16 protein-coding genes and 1 tRNA gene are annotated in these 18,033 nt (G+C 72.1%); 10 read left to right on the forward strand and 7 right to left on the reverse strand.

Annotated elements, in window-relative coordinates:
• Window positions 1-44: 44 nt before the first annotated feature.
• The 3 genes from AB0G20_RS05450 to AB0G20_RS05460 all read right to left on the reverse strand — a co-directional run bounded on the left by AB0G20_RS05450 (window position 45) and on the right by AB0G20_RS05460 (window position 2,165).
• Window positions 45-425 carry a hypothetical protein gene (locus AB0G20_RS05450; protein ID WP_361296170.1) on the reverse strand — a complete coding sequence of 127 codons (381 nt, stop codon included), beginning with the start codon at window positions 423-425 and terminating at the stop codon, window positions 45-47.
• A gap of 123 nt (window positions 426-548) precedes the next feature.
• A tRNA-Ser gene (locus tag AB0G20_RS05455) sits at window positions 549-635 on the reverse strand.
• Window positions 636-698: 63 nt separating this feature from the next.
• Window positions 699-2,165, reverse strand: a complete 1,467-nt coding sequence (locus AB0G20_RS05460; RefSeq protein ID WP_361296173.1) for a trypsin-like peptidase domain-containing protein — start codon at window positions 2,163-2,165, stop codon at window positions 699-701.
• Window positions 2,166-2,452: 287 nt separating this feature from the next.
• Here AB0G20_RS05460 and AB0G20_RS05465 point away from each other — a divergent pair, with 287 nt between their 5' ends.
• From AB0G20_RS05465 to AB0G20_RS05475, 3 genes are all read left to right on the forward strand, one after another.
• Window positions 2,453-3,280, forward strand: coding sequence for a glycerophosphodiester phosphodiesterase (locus AB0G20_RS05465; RefSeq protein WP_361296176.1), 828 nt, complete (start codon window positions 2,453-2,455; stop codon window positions 3,278-3,280).
• A gap of 163 nt (window positions 3,281-3,443) precedes the next feature.
• Window positions 3,444-4,082, forward strand: coding sequence for an ATP-binding protein (locus AB0G20_RS05470; protein ID WP_361296179.1), 639 nt, complete (start codon window positions 3,444-3,446; stop codon window positions 4,080-4,082).
• A 109-nt stretch (window positions 4,083-4,191) separates the two neighbouring features.
• Window positions 4,192-5,181, forward strand: coding sequence for a DUF5926 family protein (locus tag AB0G20_RS05475; protein WP_361296182.1), 990 nt, complete (start codon window positions 4,192-4,194; stop codon window positions 5,179-5,181).
• Between the two features lie 231 nt (window positions 5,182-5,412).
• Here AB0G20_RS05475 and AB0G20_RS05480 read toward each other — a convergent pair whose 3' ends face one another.
• Entirely contained in the window at window positions 5,413-6,045 is a 633-nt protein-coding gene (locus AB0G20_RS05480) for a hypothetical protein (RefSeq protein WP_361296185.1), read from the reverse strand.
• 55 nt (window positions 6,046-6,100) lie between these two features.
• On the reverse strand, window positions 6,101-6,763 hold the full coding sequence (locus tag AB0G20_RS05485) for a bifunctional DNA primase/polymerase (protein ID WP_361296188.1): 663 nt from the start codon (window positions 6,761-6,763) through the stop codon (window positions 6,101-6,103).
• A gap of 504 nt (window positions 6,764-7,267) precedes the next feature.
• On the opposite strand from AB0G20_RS05485, the gene AB0G20_RS05490 reads away from it, so the two are divergent.
• Together AB0G20_RS05490 and AB0G20_RS05495 are read left to right on the forward strand one after the other, a co-directional pair.
• Entirely contained in the window at window positions 7,268-8,782 is a 1,515-nt protein-coding gene (locus AB0G20_RS05490) for a PP2C family protein-serine/threonine phosphatase (RefSeq protein ID WP_361296191.1), read from the forward strand.
• Between the two features lie 76 nt (window positions 8,783-8,858).
• Window positions 8,859-10,322 (forward strand): aminopeptidase P family protein, encoded by a 1,464-nt coding sequence (locus tag AB0G20_RS05495; RefSeq protein WP_361296194.1) that lies wholly within the window; start codon window positions 8,859-8,861, stop codon window positions 10,320-10,322.
• Here the strand turns inward: AB0G20_RS05495 and AB0G20_RS05500 are convergent.
• Window positions 10,312-11,142 (reverse strand): triphosphoribosyl-dephospho-CoA synthase, encoded by an 831-nt coding sequence (locus AB0G20_RS05500; protein ID WP_361296197.1) that lies wholly within the window; start codon window positions 11,140-11,142, stop codon window positions 10,312-10,314. The two genes, AB0G20_RS05495 and AB0G20_RS05500, sit on opposite strands and share 11 nt — an antisense overlap.
• A gap of 176 nt (window positions 11,143-11,318) precedes the next feature.
• On the opposite strand from AB0G20_RS05500, the gene AB0G20_RS05505 reads away from it, so the two are divergent.
• Window positions 11,319-14,312 carry a glycine--tRNA ligase gene (locus tag AB0G20_RS05505; protein ID WP_361296200.1) on the forward strand — a complete coding sequence of 998 codons (2,994 nt, stop codon included), beginning with the start codon at window positions 11,319-11,321 and terminating at the stop codon, window positions 14,310-14,312.
• Window positions 14,313-14,366: 54 nt separating this feature from the next.
• Here the strand turns inward: AB0G20_RS05505 and AB0G20_RS05510 are convergent, their stop codons facing one another.
• On the reverse strand, window positions 14,367-14,831 hold the full coding sequence (locus AB0G20_RS05510) for an ATP-binding protein (protein ID WP_361296203.1): 465 nt from the start codon (window positions 14,829-14,831) through the stop codon (window positions 14,367-14,369).
• A gap of 244 nt (window positions 14,832-15,075) precedes the next feature.
• Between AB0G20_RS05510 and AB0G20_RS05515 the strand changes: the two genes are divergently transcribed.
• The 4 genes from AB0G20_RS05515 to AB0G20_RS05530 all read left to right on the forward strand — a co-directional run bounded on the left by AB0G20_RS05515 (window position 15,076) and on the right by AB0G20_RS05530 (window position 18,030).
• Window positions 15,076-15,897, forward strand: coding sequence for a hypothetical protein (locus AB0G20_RS05515; protein WP_361296206.1), 822 nt, complete (start codon window positions 15,076-15,078; stop codon window positions 15,895-15,897).
• A 167-nt stretch (window positions 15,898-16,064) separates the two neighbouring features.
• Window positions 16,065-16,808, forward strand: a complete 744-nt coding sequence (locus AB0G20_RS05520) for a YcnI family protein (RefSeq protein ID WP_361296209.1) — start codon at window positions 16,065-16,067, stop codon at window positions 16,806-16,808.
• A gap of 95 nt (window positions 16,809-16,903) precedes the next feature.
• Window positions 16,904-17,557 (forward strand): SCO family protein, encoded by a 654-nt coding sequence (locus tag AB0G20_RS05525; protein WP_361296212.1) that lies wholly within the window; start codon window positions 16,904-16,906, stop codon window positions 17,555-17,557.
• Window positions 17,554-18,030 (forward strand): copper chaperone PCu(A)C, encoded by a 477-nt coding sequence (locus tag AB0G20_RS05530; protein ID WP_361296215.1) that lies wholly within the window; start codon window positions 17,554-17,556, stop codon window positions 18,028-18,030. The genes AB0G20_RS05525 and AB0G20_RS05530 overlap by 4 nt, the downstream gene beginning before the upstream one ends.
• The last annotated feature ends 3 nt before the right edge of the window (window positions 18,031-18,033 follow it).

Here is an 18,033-nt window from a genome sequence, read left to right on the forward strand (position 1 = left end):
TCACCCACCCTTCTCCGACCAGCACGCCTCGCTGATCGTAGTGCTCACTGGGTTTCCGGCTCGCTGCCCAGTTCCAGGACGAGGTGATAGCCACCGGCCAGATCGACACCGGTCCGCTCGCGGAGCAGCTTGACCGCGGCGATCTGCTGACCGTCGCCGAGCAGAGCGGCCAGTTCCGCGACCAGCGGGGCGTCGATGCGCCGCAGGGCAGCCAGCGCCTCGGCACTGCTCGTGGGCAGCGTGTGCCCGTCGGCCAGCATGCCCACCGCCTCCCGGGCCGGGCCCCGCTTGAGCCAGGAGCCCTTGCGCACCCGCCGGACGGCCTTGCCCGTACGTCCGTCCCGGGCCAGCGCCCTCGCCTCGTCCTGGGCCTCCCGCCCGACGGGCGTGATCAGCGCGGCCGTCCGGGCCCTGGTGTTCGTCATGACACTCCTGCGTCGTGGAATCTCAAGGCTGAAGACGGCGGTGAGCCGGTTGCCGTTGCCCCACGCAGAAGGGTGCCCCTCGCCGAGGGGCACCCTTCTGCACTGCAACACCTATGACCTGCGCGGAGGCGGTGGGATTTGAACCCACGGTGACATCGCTGCCACGACGGTTTTCAAGACCGTTCCCTTCGGCCGCTCGGGCACGCCTCCCCGCGCCGGCCGTGATCGGCGGCGCGGGGACAAGGGTAACGGGTCGGTGCGGGCCGGTGGGGGTCAGTTGTCGCCGACGCGGGAGCCGAGCGTGACGTCGACCGTGTGCTGCTTGCCGCCGCGCTCGTAGGTGATCGCGACCTTGTCGCCGGGCTGGTGGGTCCAGATCTCGCCGATCAGGGTGGGGCCGGAGTCGATCACCCGGTCGTCGAGCTTGATGATGACGTCGCCCGGCTTGAGGCCCGCCTTGGCAGCGGGGCCGCCCGGCTCGACCGGTGCCGCGCCGCCCGCGCCCTGGTCGGTGATCTGCGCGCCGTCGGAGCTGTCGTCCAGGGAGACGGACGCGCCGATCTTCGCGTACACCGGCTTGCCGTTCTTGATCAGCTCCTGGGCGACGTACTTGGCCTGGTTGATCGGGATGGCGAAGCCCAGGCCGATCGAGCCCGACTGGCCGGTGCCGAAGCCGCCGTTGCCGGTGGACTGGATCGCGGAGTTGATGCCGATGACATTGCCCTGCGCGTCCAGCAGCGGACCGCCGGAGTTGCCCGGGTTGATCGAGGCGTCGGTCTGCAGGGCGCTCATGTACGACGCCTGGCTGCCGCTGCCGTCGCTGGAGGCCACCGGGCGGTTCTTGGCGCTGATGATGCCCGTCGTCACCGTGTCGGACAGGCCGAACGGGGCGCCGATCGCGATGGTCGAGTCGCCGACGGCCACCTTGTCCGAGTCGCCCAGGGTGAGCGGCTTCAGGTCGGAGGGGGCGTCCTTGAGCTTGATGACGGCCACGTCGTAGCCCTGCGCGTGACCGACCACCTCGGCGTCGTACTTCTTGCCGGTCGGGAAGGTCGCCGTGAGCTTGCCGCCGTCCACCGCGTCCGCCACCACGTGGTTGTTGGTGACGATGTGGCCCTGCTTGTCGAAGACGAAGCCCGTGCCGGTGCCGCCCTCGCCGCTGGTGCTCTCGGCCTCGATCGTGACCGTGCTCGGCAGCGCCTTGCCGGCGACACCCGCGGTCGTGCCCGGGTCGCGCTTGACGTCGCCGCCACTCGCGGAGGCCGAGACCGTCGTGGAACCGGTGCTCTCGTCGTTGTCCTTCGCCAGCACATATCCGAGCCCGCCGCCCGCGCCGCCCGCGACCAGCGCGGCCACCAGGATCGCGGCGACCAGCCCGCCGCGCCCGCGGCCGGACTTCGGCGCCGGCTGCTGGTACGACGAACCCCAGCCGCCCGAGCCGGACCCGGAACCGCCGTCGCCGTACGGGGCGCTCGGCGGCGGGGGCGGGGGCCAGGACGGGTCGGGGGCGGAAGAGGAGGCGCCGGGGTGACCGGCGTCACCGGAGGCGCCCTGCCCGTGCGGGGCCTGGCCCTGGGCGTCCTGCCCGTACGGCCCCTGGGGGGCCTGGCCCTGGGCGTCCTGCCCGTACGGCCCCTGGGGGGCCTGTGCCTGGGGCGCCGGAGCAGCGGGAGCGTCCACCGGCACGGGGGGTGCGGACGGGGCGGGGGGTACCGCGGTGCCCTCGTTCTCGGTGCTCACAGCTTCTCTCCTAGATCCACGGCTGTTTTCCGGGTCGCACTCGGTCACGCTTTTCCCGCCGTTCGACGGGTCCGACGCGATACAGCTGCGCTTGTCCCTTTGTATGCCGTCAGCTTTTCCCACAGGCCGTCAGAGCACCATAAGCGGTGGCTGTGCGTCCGAGGCCATTCTTTATATAGGTCATTACAGGCGAAAAGGATGCAATCCCTATGCCTCCGTCCGGACCCGTGCATCCGTCGAGTCCGTCCGACCGGACGCGTACCCGCACTCGGTGGCACCATGACGCGGTGACCCACACACGGCAGCATGTGATTCAAGTCGTCGCCCACCGCGGAGCCTCCGAGGACGCCCCGGAGCACACCCTGGCCGCGTACACCAAGGCGATCGAGGACGGCGCGGACGCCCTCGAATGCGATGTGCGCCTCACCGCCGACGGCCACCTGGTGTGCGTACACGACCGCCGGATCAACCGTACGTCCAACGGCCGCGGCGCGGTCTCCGCGCTGGAGCTCGCCGACCTCGCCGCCCTCGACTTCGGCTCCTGGAAGACGGGCGAGGCCTGGCGGGGACGCGACGAGGAACCCGACTGGGAGCACCGCCCGGAGGACCGCGAGGCGACCTCCGTCCTCACGCTGGAGCGGCTGCTGGAACTCGTCGCCGACGCCGGGCGCCGCGTGGAACTGGCCATCGAGACCAAGCACCCCACCCGCTGGGCGGGGCAGGTCGAGGACCGCCTGCTGGTCCTGCTGAAGCGGTTCGGCCTCGACGCCCCGGCCTCCGCGGCGGAGTCACAGGTGCGGGTCATGAGCTTCTCGGCCCGCTCGCTGCACCGCGTACGGGCCGCTTCGCCGACCCTTCCGACGGTCCATCTGACGCAGTTCCCCTCGCCCCGGCTGCGCGACGGACGGCTGCCCCCGGGCGTGCGGATCGCGGGCCCCTCCATCCGGATCGTGCGCAACCATCCCACGTACATCGAGCGCCTGAAGCAGGCCGGCCACCAGGTGCACGTGTGGACCGTGAACGAGCCGGAGGACGTGGACCACTGCGTCGAGCTGGGCGTCGACGCCATCATCACCAACCGCCCGCGCGCGGTGCTGGACCAGCTCGGCCGCTGACGACCGGGACCGCCGACCTCTCACATCCCACCAGACCCACGCACACCTCTTGACCTCACGCCTTGAGGGGCGGGATCCTCCCATCTCGGCCACACCGATGATTTCCAGCCATGCGATTACAAGGAGTGCTCCGGCGCGTTCGGTCCGTATTCGTTCGTGGTGAATGCGTCACCGGACGTGGATTGGCCGGTTTCCGGTACAGGCCAATGGGGCATCCACACCGTGGCGTGGGGCGAAGGAGGTCTCGGGGGTGGCGTTGGTGGTGGCACAGGAGGTGCCCACGTCGTCGAGCATGGCCGTACCCCATGGCCCTGCGGGCGTGGGAGAAGCGCGACACCGGATGCGTGCGCAGTTGCGCAGAGGTGGCGTGGCGGAATCGGTCATCGACGACGCCGTACTGATCCTTTCCGAACTTTTGAGCAATGCGTGCAAGCACGGCAGGCCCCTGGGCGACGCGCTCTCCGGTGACGGTGACGTCCGGGCCGCGTGGCGCGTGGAGCCGGCCGGCCGACTCGTCGTCGAGGTCACGGACGGCGGCGGCCCGACCCGCCCCGCCCCCGCGACCCCGTCGGTCACCGCGCACGGCGGCCGCGGGCTGAACATCATCACCGCGCTCGCCGACGACTGGGGCGTACGGGACGACATCCGCGGCGAGGTCACGGTGTGGGTCATCGTCCACGACGACGTCCACGACCCGGACGCGGGCCACCGCCGCGACGATTTCGCGACACGCATCACCGCCCCCGCGGTCTCCCAGATACCCGGACTGGACTTCGCGGACGCCTTCGACGACATGGACTGAGCGCGTACGCCGCGCTGAACCGGGCGTTGTCCACAGGACCCCGTGGCCCGGGGCACGAACGGCTAGGCTCGCGACCGTACGAGACGAGCCGTAACCGGGAGACCCACCGATGGCCAAGAAGCGACCCCAGACGAAGGCCAAGCGCCCGCAGACCACGGGCGGGGCCCGCACCGCAGGCGCCGATGGAGACGTTCCGGTCGTCGGCGCTCGCGAGCCCTGCCCCTGCGGCAGCGGCCGCCGCTACAAGGCCTGTCACGGCCGGGCCGCCTCCCACGCCGCGACCGAGCTGGTGCACCGCCCCTTCGAGGGCCTGCCCGGCGAGTGCGACTGGGTCGCCCTGCGCGAGCTGGTCCCGGCGGCCACGGTCGAGCTGACGCTCAAGGACGGCCTGCCCGAGGGTGTCCCCGCGGTCACGCTGGCCACGGTGCTTCCCATGGCCTGGCCCGCGCTGCGCCGCGACGACGGCTCGGTCCTGATCGGCCTGCAGAACGACACCTCGTCCGGCGACATCAGCCGCGACCTCGCCGACACCCTCCAGCGCGCCCTGGAAGCCCAGCCCGGCACGCCCGTCCAGGGCCGCCGCGCCCCGGCCGACAGCCCGCGGCTGCAGGATCTGCTCGACCCCGAGGGCGCGTTCGAGCCAGAAGTGCACAGCGGCTTCGAGTTCTGGGTGCCGGACCCGGAGAACGCCACGCCCGACGTGACCGCCTCCCTGGAGCGGGCCAACTCCGCGGCCATCCCGACCGTCAAGCTCCAGGGCGTGGACGCCGCGTACTGGTGCGAGACGCCGGAGAAGAACCATCTGCGGTGGGTCATGCCGCACGCCGAGGAGCTGCTTCTGGACGCTCTGGCGCGGCTGCACGCCGCGGGCCGCTCCAGCCTCGGCGAGGGCACCCGCCTGGTCGGCTCCTTCCGCGCTCACGGGCTGACGGTGCCGGTGTGGGACCTGCCGAGCGGGGTCACCGCCGAGGACGTGGAGAAGCCGGCGGCCGAGTTCGCCGAGCGCCTCGCCGCCGCCCTGGCGACGGACGCGCCGCTCACCGCGGACGAGCGCCGCGCCCGCGGCGGCCTCACCAACCGGCAGGTCACGCTCAGCTGAAGCCCGCCGCGGCATCCGGTCGGCCGTCCACCGGCCGGCCGGGTCGTCGCGCCCTCGCCGGATCACAACTCCCGGCGGGGACAAGCCAGTCGGTGACTGGAAAGGCGAGTTCGAATTTGCGAACCGCCGATCTCTTGTTACCGTTCCTGTAGCCCGGTTGCTGGTGCATCCCCCGTCGCCAGCAACCGGGTCTTTGCGTCTCCGCTTCCGTTCACGGAATGCAGCCGCTCCTCAACTGCCGGTTCGTACAGGCGAGTTGCTTCCCGAGCGCAACAGCAGCGGCCCCCGCCCGCCCCGCTCGGCGAACTCCGCGACAGCGGTGTACGCCGCAGGATTCCCGCGCGTGGGCTCCCGGGGCGTCTCACACGTCCCCGGCTCGTCCTCCGCCCCCACGGCGCACCTCATCCGCACGCTGCGGTCCTCAGGACCCATGAGGCTGAGTACGGCGTCCAGCGCCTGGCCCGTCGCATTGCGGTAGTAGGTCCGCGCCCAGGTCTGCGCACCCTGCGTCACCACACAGGTCTGCGCCTCGATGCCGTCGGGGGAGGACAGTTCGGGACCACAGCGCACGGCGGCCGACAGGCCCTGACCGAGCGCCGGGAGGCCGGGGACGGTGGAGGCCGCCCCTGGCGCCTTGTCGTCGGCGCGCGGGGAGGGGCGCAGGGCACCGGATCCGGACGTACGGACGCCGGCACCCACCGAGCCCACAGCGCCCTTGGATCCCTTGGGCCCCGTGGACCCCACGGACCCCGCGGATGCCACCGCCAGCGGCAGTGCGATCGCGGACACCGCCACGACGCCCACGAGGGCGAGCAGTCTGGTCTTTCGGGAGTCCCGGGAGCGGCCCCGGGCGTGTCGCCGCATGGTTCCGGAACTTAACGCGCCGGGGCGGGCGCCGGGCTCGGCGCGCCCGACAGCCCTAGAACTCGGGCGCGCTCACACCCGTACGAGTGAGGGCTTCGACCACGGCGTCCACCACGGCCTCGACATCGGGCACCCACGGCGAGGCCGAGCCGGGCAGCGGCGCGCGCTCCCAGCGGATCTCGCCCTGGCCCGTCTCGGACGGGGGCAGGGCCAGGTAGCCGCCCTCGCCGTGGAAGCGGAGGGAGCCGGGCACGAAGTCCTTCGCGTAGAGCAGCTCGCCGAGCTGCTCCATCGAGTACGGCTTGACGAGGATCGCCCAGCGGGCGGGGGAGGCGACGACCGGGCCGAGCCGCATGCCCATCTGGTCGAGCGCCTCGAGGGCGCGGGCGGCCGGCAGGGCCGGCAGGGAGACCGCGCAGGGGGCGTGGCCGCCGGTGGCCAGGACGATCGGCGCCGTCGGCCGGTTGCCCCACCACCAGCGCACCATGCGTCCGTCGGTGGTGGCCGCGAGGAGGCCGGGGTCGAAGGGGTGCGCGCCGGGCACCGTGCAGTCGGGGTCGGGGCAGCTGCAGCGGGAGTGCCCCTGCGGGTCCGCCGCCACGCCCGGGAGTACGGGCCACTGCCATTCCGTCGCGTAGGTCAGGGCCGCGCCGATCAGTTCAGGCCCGTCGCTGCGCTGGGACAAGAGCCTGCGTCGCCTTCCGAGGATCTCGCGCATGTGCGCTCGTTCCTTTCCGTTGCACGCCTGGCAACACCGTGGTCCACGTCACATCATGTGTCGATCACTTCACTGTGCGTACCTGTTGGCGCATCACACCCCTGCATCAAGCAAGGGGAACCCCTATGGGTCGAGCTTCGGGCAGCCTCCGCGACTGTCCCGCCCATACTGCGTCTGTCCAAAGCACGGGCGTGGCGTAGGGGTGGCGAAGTATGGCGTTTGCCGTCGCGCGTATTTCTCTCCGCCTCCGCCACGGGAGGATGGGGCACGGTCGTCGGTGGATAGGACGCCCGGTTCCGTCACCAGGTTCCGGGTGATTCCCAACCACCCCTGGCCTTCACCGAGTACGTACCCATCACGACCGTTGTGACGCTCCGTCGAGCAAGCCCAGTCGACCGCAATAAGCCGTCCCCTGAGGCAGTTTTAAGCCAACTTTGCATTTCCGCAAGAGGAAGGGGAGTTGTTCTCCCGGACCTCACGGACACCAGGAATCCCGGCAGGACAATGCTGGACATCTCCTCACGAGTGCGTGTACATGTGGAGACACTGCTAGCGACGCAGAATGACATGGGGGTTTGCGATGCTTTTGAGCAGTACGTACCGGTTGGAAGGCCGGACGCCATGAACGCTCCGCACCCTCCGAAAGTGGCTGGAATCGATTCAACGGTTCCGGCGCCCGCACACACTGTCGCGCCCGTCGCGACGGGCGCGACCCCGGCCGTCCCCGCACATCCCCCGACCCCTCCCGGCGCGGTGCTCCAGGACCGTCTCGCCGGCTGGGTCTCCGACCTCACCACCCTGCACGAACTCACCGAACGCCTGGCCCGCACGGCCACGCTCGACGAAGCGCTCCAGGAACTGCTGCGGGCCGGCGCCGCACTGGTGGGCGCCCGGCGCGGCCTCGTCGTCCTCGAACCCGGCGACGGACTCGGCCCGGACACCACCATCGGCCTGGGCCTGGCCCGCTCCGATCTCGGCCACATCGAGACGGTGCCGCGCAGCGCCCTGTCCTACGGCCGGATCCTCGACGGGCTGCCGGGCGGCGAGGGCGGCATCGCCGAACCCGACCTGTTCGCCGCGGAGGGGCTCGACCCCCGTCACCGCGAGGTCGCGGCCCGCCTCGGCTACGCCGCGAGCTACGCCCTCCCCCTGACCACCGACACCGCCGGCCGCCTCGGCGCCGCCGTCTGGCTCTACGACGAACCCGCCGAACCGGGCGAGCGGCAGCGCCACCTCTCCGGCCTCTACGCGCGGTACGCCGCCGAGCACCTCGCCCGCCTCCTCGAACTGGAACGCACGCGCACGTCCATGGCCACGATGTCGGACGAGCTGCTGCCCGCGCGGCTGCCCCGGGTCGCCGGTGTCCAGCTGGCCGCCCGGCACCGCACGAGCCCGCGCGGCGGCGGCGACTGGTACGACGCGCTGCCGCTGCCCGACGCCGCCCTCGGCCTCGCCGTCGGATCCGTCACCGGGTCGGGCCCGAGCGCGGTCGCCGCCATGGGACGACTGCGGGCCTCGCTGCGCGCGTACGCCGTGATGGAGGGGGAGGACCCGGTCGCCGTCCTGTCCGACCTGGAGCTGCTGCTGCGGCTGACCGAACCGGCCCGCTCGGCCACGGCCCTCTTCGGCTACTGCGAACCGGCCGCGCGCAAGATCACGCTGGCCGGTGCCGGGCACAGCCCGCCGCTGCTGATCGGACAGCGCCGCACCCAGTTCGTGGAGACGTCCGTCTCCGCCCCGCTCGGCATGCTCGCCTGCTGGGAGGCGCCCAGCGTGGAGATCCTCGCCGAACCCGGAGAGACGGTTCTGCTCTACACGGACGGGCTGCTGCACCGCACCGGCGAGGCGACCGACCGCGCCTTCGCCCGGCTGCACGCGGCGGCGGCCGCAGTGCCCCGGCCCCTGCGCGGCGACCCCGGGGCGATCGCCGACCACGTCCTGCGGAGCGTGCTGCCGGACGGGCTGGACGCGGCGGAGGGTGCCGAGGACGTCGTCCTGCTGGCGGTCCGCTTCGAGTAACGCTCCTCGTCATCGCCCTGGGGCCGCTTCCGGGCCGCCGTACAGTGGACGGTGGTCCAGTGCCGTATCGAGGAGGATGACCGTGGCGGAGGAGCTCATCCCGGAGACCCCGGACGAGAGCGAAGAGCCGATCAAGCAGCGGAAGAACGGACTGTACCCGGGCGTGTCCGACGAGCTTGCCGAGAATATGAAGAGCGGCTGGGCCGACACCGAGCTGCGCGATCTCGAGCCCATCCCCCAGGCCGCCGAGACCGCGGCCCGCCGGGCGGCGCTCTCCGCGCGCTTCCCGGGCGAGCGTCTGGTGATCCCCGCGGGCAACCTGAAGACCCGCTCGAACGACACCGAGTACGCCTTCCGCGCCTCCGTCGAGTACGCCTACCTCACCGGCAACCAGACCGAGGACGGCGTCCTGGTCCTCGAGCCCAAGGACGAGGGCCACGAGGCGACGATCTACCTCCTGCCGCGCTCCGACCGCGAGAACGGCGAGTTCTGGCTGGACGGCCAGGGCGAGCTGTGGGTCGGCCGCCGGCACTCCCTCACCGAGGCCGGGACGCTGTACGGCATCCCCGCCTCCGACGTGCGCGAGCTGGCCGGCGCCCTGCGCGAGGCCACCGGGCCGGTGCGGGTCGTGCGCGGGTACGACGCCGGCATCGAGGCGGCCCTGACCGACAAGGTCACCGCCGAGCGTGACGAGGAGCTGCGGGTCTTTCTCTCCGAGGCGCGGCTGGTCAAGGACGAGTTCGAGGTCGGCGAGCTGCAGAAGGCGGTCGACTCGACCGTGCGCGGCTTCGAGGACGTGGTGAAGGTCCTCGACAAGGCCGAGGCGACCTCCGAGCGGTACATCGAGGGCACGTTCTTCCTCCGCGCACGCGTGGAGGGCAACGACGTCGGCTACGGCACCATCGCGGCGGCCGGGCCGCACGCCTGCACGCTGCACTGGGTGCGCAACGACGGGGCCGTGCGCTCCGGCGAGCTGCTGCTGCTCGACGCGGGTGTGGAGACGCACACGTACTACACGGCCGACGTGACGCGCACGCTGCCGATCAACGGGCGGTTCAGCGAGATCCAGCGCAAGATCTACGACGCGGTGTACGAGGCCCAGGAGGCCGGGATCGCCGCGGTGAAGCCGGGCGCGAAGTACCGCGACTTCCACGATGCCGCGCAGCGGGTGCTGGCCGAGAAGCTCGTCGAGTGGGGGCTGGTCGAAGGGCCCGTGGAGCGGGTGCTGGAGCTGGGGCTGCAGCGGCGCTGGACGCTGCACGGGACCGGGCACATGCTCGGCATGGACGTCCATGACTGTGCGGCGGCGCGGGTCGAGGCGTACGTGGACGGTGTCCTCGAGCCGGGGATGTGCCTGACCGTCGAGCCCGGGCTGTACTTCCAGGCCGATGACCTGACGGTGCCGGAGGAGTACCGGGGTATCGGCGTGCGGATCGAGGACGACATCCTCGTGACGGACGACGGCAACCGGAATCTGAGTGCCGCGCTGCCGCGGCGTTCGGACGAGGTCGAGGCCTGGATGGCGTCCGTCAAGAGCTGACGGCGTCCAGGAACAGGGCGCCCGCCAGCAGGGGTGCGCTGCCGCTGGGAGTCCAGCCTCGGCCGGTGAGGTCGGTGTCCAGGGCTGCCAGCGCCGCCGCACCATGCTCCGTCGCCGCACCGCCCGCTTCCAGGACCCCGCGCGCTCCGGCCTGGACCTGACGCAGGCCCATCGGGCCCGCCGTGTAGAGCAGTTCCGTGTCCTGGAGTGTGGACATCACCGTGAGCAGGGCGTCCAGGCGGGCCCGGTGCTCGGGGGCGCCCCGGGTGCGGGCCGTGGTGAGGGCGGTCAGGGCCCGGCGCACGTGGGGGAAGCCGGCTCTGGCCTCTCCTCTCGCGCCGGCCGCGCCGTAGCGGGCCGACATCGTGGAGCCGCGGGAGGGGCGGCGCGGGGCTTTGCGGTCGGGGTGGGCGGCCAGCTGTTTGGCCAGGGCGGTGGTGTCGGCCGGTTCGGCTCCCGGTCGCAGTGCCGCCGCCGCCACGAGCAGTCCCAGCGTCCACAGGGCGCCCCGGTGACCGCCGCCCGTCAGCGCCACCGTGTGTTCCGTGGAGCGGCCGATCGCGCCCAGGTCCGTCCGGAGGCGGGCACTGGGCTCGCCCGTGCGGCGGGCCGTCGCGGCCATGGCCGTGAGGCCGGGGAACAGGGCCCTGGCCGACCAGCGCAGGGCGCTGTGGTCCCGGCGGGTGGCCCGGGCCGTCAGGTCGCGTGGGTCGGGCAGCCCCGGCTTGGGCGCCAGGGCCAGCTGGCCGATCAGTGCGTCGACGGCGGCCCGGGCGAGCGCCTCGTCCTCGCGGCCGTTCCCGTGCTGCGTTCCCGTCATGGGACCGGGAATGTAGGGGCGCCACCCGTCAGGGACATGAGGCCCGGCTGTGGGCATGCTGTGAACCGGCTCGAAGCGTCCGACCGGTCGGTCAAGAAACAGCAGGTCAGCGGTAGTTGACGTGTGAGATCATGGCCGACCTTGCCGGTCCGACTCGGGGAACAGGCGCGATCATCATGAAGAACGTTCAGACGGCGCTGACCATGCAGGACGCCATCCTCACCCTGCAGAAGTACTGGAGCGACAACGGCTGCATGATCACGCAGCCGCTCAACACCGAGGTCGGAGCCGGTACGGCCAACCCGGCCACGGCGCTGCGGGTACTCGGTCCCGAGCCGTGGAGCGTCGCCTACGTGGAGCCGAGCGTGCGGCCTGACGACTCGCGCTACGGCGAGAATCCCAACCGGCTCCAGACCCACACCCAGTTCCAGGTGATCCTCAAGCCCGACCCGGGCAACCCGCAGGAGCTGTATCTGGGCAGCCTGCGCGCCCTGGGTGTCGATCTGAACGCGCACGACGTGCGGTTCGTCGAGGACAACTGGGCCTCGCCCGCCCTCGGCGCCTGGGGGCTGGGCTGGGAGGTCTGGCTGGACGGCATGGAGATCACCCAGTTCACCTACTTCCAGCAGGTCGGCGGCGTCGCCCTGGACCCGGTGTCGGTGGAGATCACGTACGGGCTCGAACGCATCCTGATGAACCTCCAGGGCGTGTCCCACTTCAAGGACATCGCCTACGCCCCGGGCATCACCTACGGCGAGGTGTTCGGGCAGAACGAGTACGAGATGAGCCGCTACTACCTCGACGACGCCGACATCGACACCAACCACCGCTTGTTCGAGTCGTACGCGGCCGAGGCGCGGCGCCTGCTGGACCTGGAGCTGCCGGTCCCGGCGTACACGTATGTGCTCAAGTGCAGCCACACCTTCAACGTGCTCGACGCGCGCGGTGCGATCAGCACCACCGAGCGGGCCAAGGCGTTCTCGCTGATGCGGGGCCTGACGCACGAAACGGCGAAGCTGTGGGAGCGGCGGCGGGCCGCGCTGGAGCATCCGCTCGGGCTGGCGGCGGCGCCGGCTCCGGCCGAGCGGGCCATGCTGCCCAAGGTGCCCGGCGTCGAGACGCTGCTGTTCGAGATCGGCGTGGAGGAACTGCCCTACGCCGACGTCCCCGCCACCACCGAAGCGGTGCGCGAGTCGGTCACCGCCAAGCTCGCCGCGACCCGGCTGGGGCACGGCGCGATCAACGTGATGGCCACACCGCGCCGGATCGTGATCACGGTCGACGGGGTGCAGCCGCGCGAGCGGGACACCATGCGGACCGTGCGCGGGCCCAAGGTCGCCGCCGCCTACAAGGACGGCGCCCCCACTCCCGCGCTCCAGGGCTTCGCCCGCAGCCAGGGCGCCGAACCGGCCGACGTGCGGGTGGTCGAGTTCAACGGGGCCGAGTACGTGGCCGTCACCCGGCACGAGGAGGGGCGCCCGGCCGTCGAGGTGCTCAGCGACCTGCTGGCCGAGGTCGTCTCCGGGCTGCGGGCCGGGCGCAACATGCGCTGGAGCGATCCGGGGCTGTCGTTCTCGCGTCCCGTGCGCTGGCTGCTCGCGCTGCTGGGCCGCACTCCCCTGCCCGTGGTGGTCTCCTCGCTGTCGGCCGGCGACACCACGCGGGTGCAGCGGCAGGCGCCCTACCCGGAGGTCCGGGTGACCTCCGCCGAGGGCTACCCGCACTTCCTGCACATGCACGGCATCCTGCTCGACCGCGAGGCCCGGCGCGGCGCGGTCGTGCGCGGTGCCCTGGAGGCCGCCGCCGAGGTGGGCGGGCGCATCGACGTGGAGGGCCAGTCCGGGCTGATCGACGAGATCACCGACATCCTGGAGTTCCCGTACGCCGTGCGGGGCTCGTTCGACGAGCGCTACCTCGAACTGCCCGCGAGTGTCCTGACCACCGTGATGCGCAAGCACCAGCGCTATCTGCCGGTGCTGGACGGGGAGCGGCTCATGCCGCACTTCGTGACCTTCGCCAACGCCCTGTGCGACGACGACGTGGTCCGGGCGGGCAACGAGGCGGTGCTGCGGGCCCGCTACGAGGACGCCGCGTTCTTCTGGCGGGCGGACCTGAAGGTGGCGCCGGAGGAGTTCCGGCGGCGGCTGGACAAGCTGACCTTCGAGGACCGCCTCGGCACGGTCGCCGACCGTGCGGTCCGGCTCGCCTCCCTCGCTCAGGACCTGGCCGGTCGGGCCGGGCTCCCGGAGGAGTCGGTGGAGGTCGTGCGGCGGGCCGGCGCCCTGGCCAAGTTCGACCTGGCGTCGCAGATGGTGATCGAGTTCTCCGGGCTCGCCGGGGTCATGGCGGAGGAGTACGCCCGCCGGTCCGGCGAGTCCGACGAGGTCGCCCGGGCGCTGGCCGAGATGGAGCTGCCCCGCTCCGCCGGCGGCGCCCTGCCGGCCGGGGACGCGGGGGCCGTGCTGTCCCTCGCCGACCGGTTCGACCTGGTGACGGGCATGTTCCTGATCGGCGCCGCGCCGACCGGGAGCTCCGACCCGTACGGGGTGCGCCGGGCCGCGATCGGGCTGCTCAACGTACTGCGGAACCTGCCGGCCGTGGCCGGGGTGCGGGTGAGCGAGGGGTTGCGCGCGGCGGCCGTACGGTACGCCGCACAGGGCGTCGAGGTGCCCGCCGAGCGGGTCGCCGAGGCCGCCGAGCTCATCACCCGGCGCTATGAGCAGCAGCTCACCGACGCCGGACACGAGCACCGGCTCGTCCAGGCCGTGCTGGTGTGGGCCGACCGACCTGCCCACGGCGATCGCACGCTGGCCACGCTGGAGCAGCAGGTCGGCAGCGAGGCGTTCGAGGCACTCGCTGCCGCTTTCCAGCGGGTGGTGCGCATCCTGCCCGAGGGCGGTGTCGAGGCGGCGGACGTGTCCCTGCTGACCGCCCCCGCCGAACTGCGTCTCGCGGAGAGCGCACAGGCCGTACGGCAGGCGCTGCAGGGGCAGGAGGACGATCTCGGCGCGCTGATCGAGGTCTCCGCCCCGCTGGTCGACGCGATCGGCGCCTTCTTCGACGAGGTGCTGGTGATGGACCCCGACCCGGCGGTCCGGGCGGCGCGGCTGGCGCTGCTCACGGAGGTGGCGGGGCTGGCGCGTACGACGCTGGACTGGGGGGCGCTGTAGGGCGGTCGGTCACGGGCGGTGTTTCACGTGAAACACCGCCCTGTCCGCTGGAGGTCAGACCGCCATCAGCGGTGCGTCGGAACGCCACTTCAGGACCTTGTCGAAGCTCACCACGGCTCCGCCCCGGCCCGGCTTGTTGCCGATGTGGACGTGGTCGGCGAGCTCCTCGATGAGGCACAGCCCCCTGCCGTTCTCCGCGTCGGAGTGCGCGGGACGGATCGCCGGGCGGGACGGACCGGCTGACGCCGCGGGGAACCCCGGGCCCGCGTCGGCGACCTCGATCCGGCACTTCTCCCCGTCGAGGTACGCGGTGACCCGGTACGCCTCCGAGCCGGGGCCACGCCCCGTGTCCCCGCCGTGCTCCACGGCGTTCGCGCACGCCTCGCTGAGCGCGACGGAGAGGTCGTAGGAGATGTCCGGGTCGACGCCCGCGGTCTCCATCGTGCCGATCAGCAGGCGGCGGGCGAGCGGCACGCTCGCAGCTTCGCGCCGCAGATGGAGTGACCACCAGATGCTCATGCTCCAGCCTCCTGGCTGCGGCTCGACATACCGTTACGTATTGCCCTCAGTGCCCCTGTGTAAGCGTGAAGTTGACGTGACGCCGCCCATACGGCGGATGCGCGCTGGTCCTGATCGGTGTATGTGGGCGCAGGTATCGGCGCATCCGGGGGCGCGCGGGGCCAGAGCATGACGTTCCGGTCGTACGGCATCTTGCGGACCTGCCGCACGAGGCCTACGGGGCCAGTGCGATGATGAGCCCGCCATGACTGCCCCCCACGCGCGCGCGACGCGCTCCGGACACACGCTCCGGATCCTGCGGGCCGCGGTGTTCGCCGCGGTCTGCGTCGTGCTGGCCGGGGCAGGTCACGCGCTCGCCTCCTGCGAAGGCATCCCGCTGTGGACGCTGGGCGCCGGGTTCCTCGGGGTGGCCGCGGTGGCGGCTCCACTCGCCGGGCGGGTGCGCTCGCTGGCGGGGATCGCGGCGCTGCTCGCCGTCGGCCAGACGGTGCTCCACACCTTGTTCGGCCTCGGCCAGCACGGTACGGCCGCCGCCACGGCCTCGGCGCCGGCGGGCGGGAGCGACGCCGCGCTGGTCCAGCAGGCCGCGCGGTTCGTGTGCGGCACGACGGCGGCGGCGATCAGCCCGGCGCAGGCCCACAGGATCCTCACCGAGGCCCGGATCCAGCCGTCCCCGGGGGCGCACACGCACCTGCCCGGGGATCCTCTGTCCGAGCCGTCGGCCTCGCTGTGGCCGTCCCTGCCGATGCTGCTCGGTCACGTCCTCGCGGCACTCGCCGCCGGCTGGCTGCTGCGCCACGGCGACCTGGCACTGCTGCGGCTCACCGAACTGTCGGCGCAGGGAGTCGCCGAGGGGGCGCTCGTGCGCTCCCTGAGGGCCGCTCTCGCGCTGGTGCGCGCCCTGCGCGCCGGGCTTCCGGGAGCCCCGGGGGCCGGCCCGCGCCCGGCGCACGCCGCCCGGCCCGCGCCCCCGATGCCTCGCACGACGGCGCTCCAGCACACGGTGATCCGGCGCGGCCCGCCCGCCGCCCCGGCTTCCGCAGCCGCACTCGCCCTCGCCGCCTGACGCGACGCGACCACCACCACTGCGCCCCTCGGATGTCCCGGGTGCTCCTCTTCGGAGCCCCGGAGCCCTGGATCCCGCGGAGGAGGGCCGCCGTCGTGCGGCACGCGCGCGTGCGCAGCCCTCCTTCCACACCATCCAGACCGAACTCACAGCGGAGTGCTCCTTCCATGAAGGTTTCCCGTATCGTCGCGGCCGGTGCCGCCGCCGGTGTCACCGTTCTCGCCCTGTCCGCCCCCGCCTTCGCGCACGTCAGCGTGCAGCCCGAAGGCACGGCCGCCAAGGGCGGCTACGCGGTGGTGAACTTCAAGGTTCCGAACGAGCGTGACGACGCCTCGACCACCAAGCTCGAGGTCAACTTCCCCACCGACCACCCGCTGGCCTCCGTCATGCCGGAGCCCATGCCGGGCTGGAAGATCGACGTCACCACGTCCAAGCTGGACAAGCCGCTGGAGATGCACGGCGAGAAGATCACCGAGGCCGTCACCAAGGTCACCTGGACCGCCGACGGCAAGGGGATCGAGCCCGGCTACTTCGAGAAGTTCCCGCTCTCCGTCGGCCAGCTGCCCGAGGACACCGACGAGTTGGTCTTCAAGGCCCTGCAGACGTACTCCAACAAGGAGGTCGTCCGCTGGATCGAGGTGCCGCAGAAGGGCCAGGAGGAGCCCGACAACCCGGCCCCGGTGCTGGAGCTGTCCGCCGCCTCCGAGGACGGGCACCACGGCTCGGCGGCTGACGAGGACTCCCACGCCGAGTCGGCCGAGAAGACCTCCGCCGACACCGCCGCCTCCGACTCCGCCTCCTCCGACGGCACCGACACCACCGCCCGCGTGCTCGGCATCGTCGGCATCGTGGTCGGCGCGGCGGGTGTCGCCTACGGCGTGCTCGCCGGGCGTCGGCGGTCCGACGCCTGAGCCTGCTTCCGTTGACGGCGCGCACCGGACCCCCCGCCCTGAGCGGGGGGCACCCCCGGTGCGCGCCGGGTCACCGACATCTGGGACATTTTTCTATGCGCACCAAGACCTTCGCCGCGGCCGCACTGCTCGCCGCCGCCTCCCTGACCCTGACCGCCTGCGGCAGCGGCGACGACAGCGACAAGCCCGTCGCCGTGGTGTCGGAGGAGGCCGGCACCGACAAGGCCGCCACCGTCCTCGACAAGCCCTTCGAGAAGCCGGACCTGGTCCTCACCGACACGCAGGGCAAGAAGTACGACCTCCGCAAGGAGACCGAGGGCAAGCCCACGCTGATCTACTTCGGCTACACCCACTGCCCCGACGTCTGCCCGCTGACGATGAACAACATCGCCGTCGCCAAGAAGCAGCTGCCGAAGGCCGAGCAGGACGAGCTGCGCGTGGTGTTCGTCACCACCGACCCCAAGCGCGACACCTCGGCCGAACTCGGCAAGTGGCTCAAGGGCATCGACTCCAGCTTCGTCGGCCTCACCGGCGACTTCGCGACCATCCAGGCCGGCGCCCGCACCCTCGGCATCTCCATCGAGCCGACCACGAAGGACAAGAACGGCAAGCTCGTCTCCGAGCACGGCACCCAGGTCATCGCGTTCTCCCCGAAGACCGACGGCGGCTATGTGCTCTACGGCGAGGACGCCTCCGTCGACGACTACACCAAGGACCTCCCCAAGATCGTCAAGGGGGAGAAGCCGTGAGGCGGCGGCTCGGCCCGGCGGCGGCCCTCGTCATAGCCGGGACGCTGGCCCTGACGGGCTGCGGCGGCTCGGACTCCGGCGGTGAAGGCGAGTCGGGGAAGGCGGAACTCTCCGTCGGCTCCGCGTACATGCCGCAGCCGGTGTCCGACGACATGGCGGCCGGCTTCCTCACCGTCACCAACAAGGGCGGCGCCGCCGACGAGCTCACCTCGGTCACCAGTGACGTCGCCGGACAGGTCACCGTGCACCAGACCGTCGACGGGGCGATGCAGGAGGTCAAGAGCCTGAAGATCCCCGCGGGCGGACGGCTGGAGCTGAAGAGCGGCGGCGACCACCTGATGTTCGAGCAGCTGAAGAGCAAGCCGAAGGAAGGCCGGACGGTCTCCCTCGAACTGCACTTCGCCCACTCCGCCCCCGTGAAGGTCGAGATGCCGGTGAAGCCGGCGACCTACACACCGAAGACCGGACACTGAGGG

It is taken from the genome of Streptomyces sp. NPDC024017 (genome assembly GCF_040638895.1).
In the GTDB taxonomy this organism is placed as follows: Bacteria; Actinomycetota; Actinomycetes; order Streptomycetales; family Streptomycetaceae; genus Streptomyces.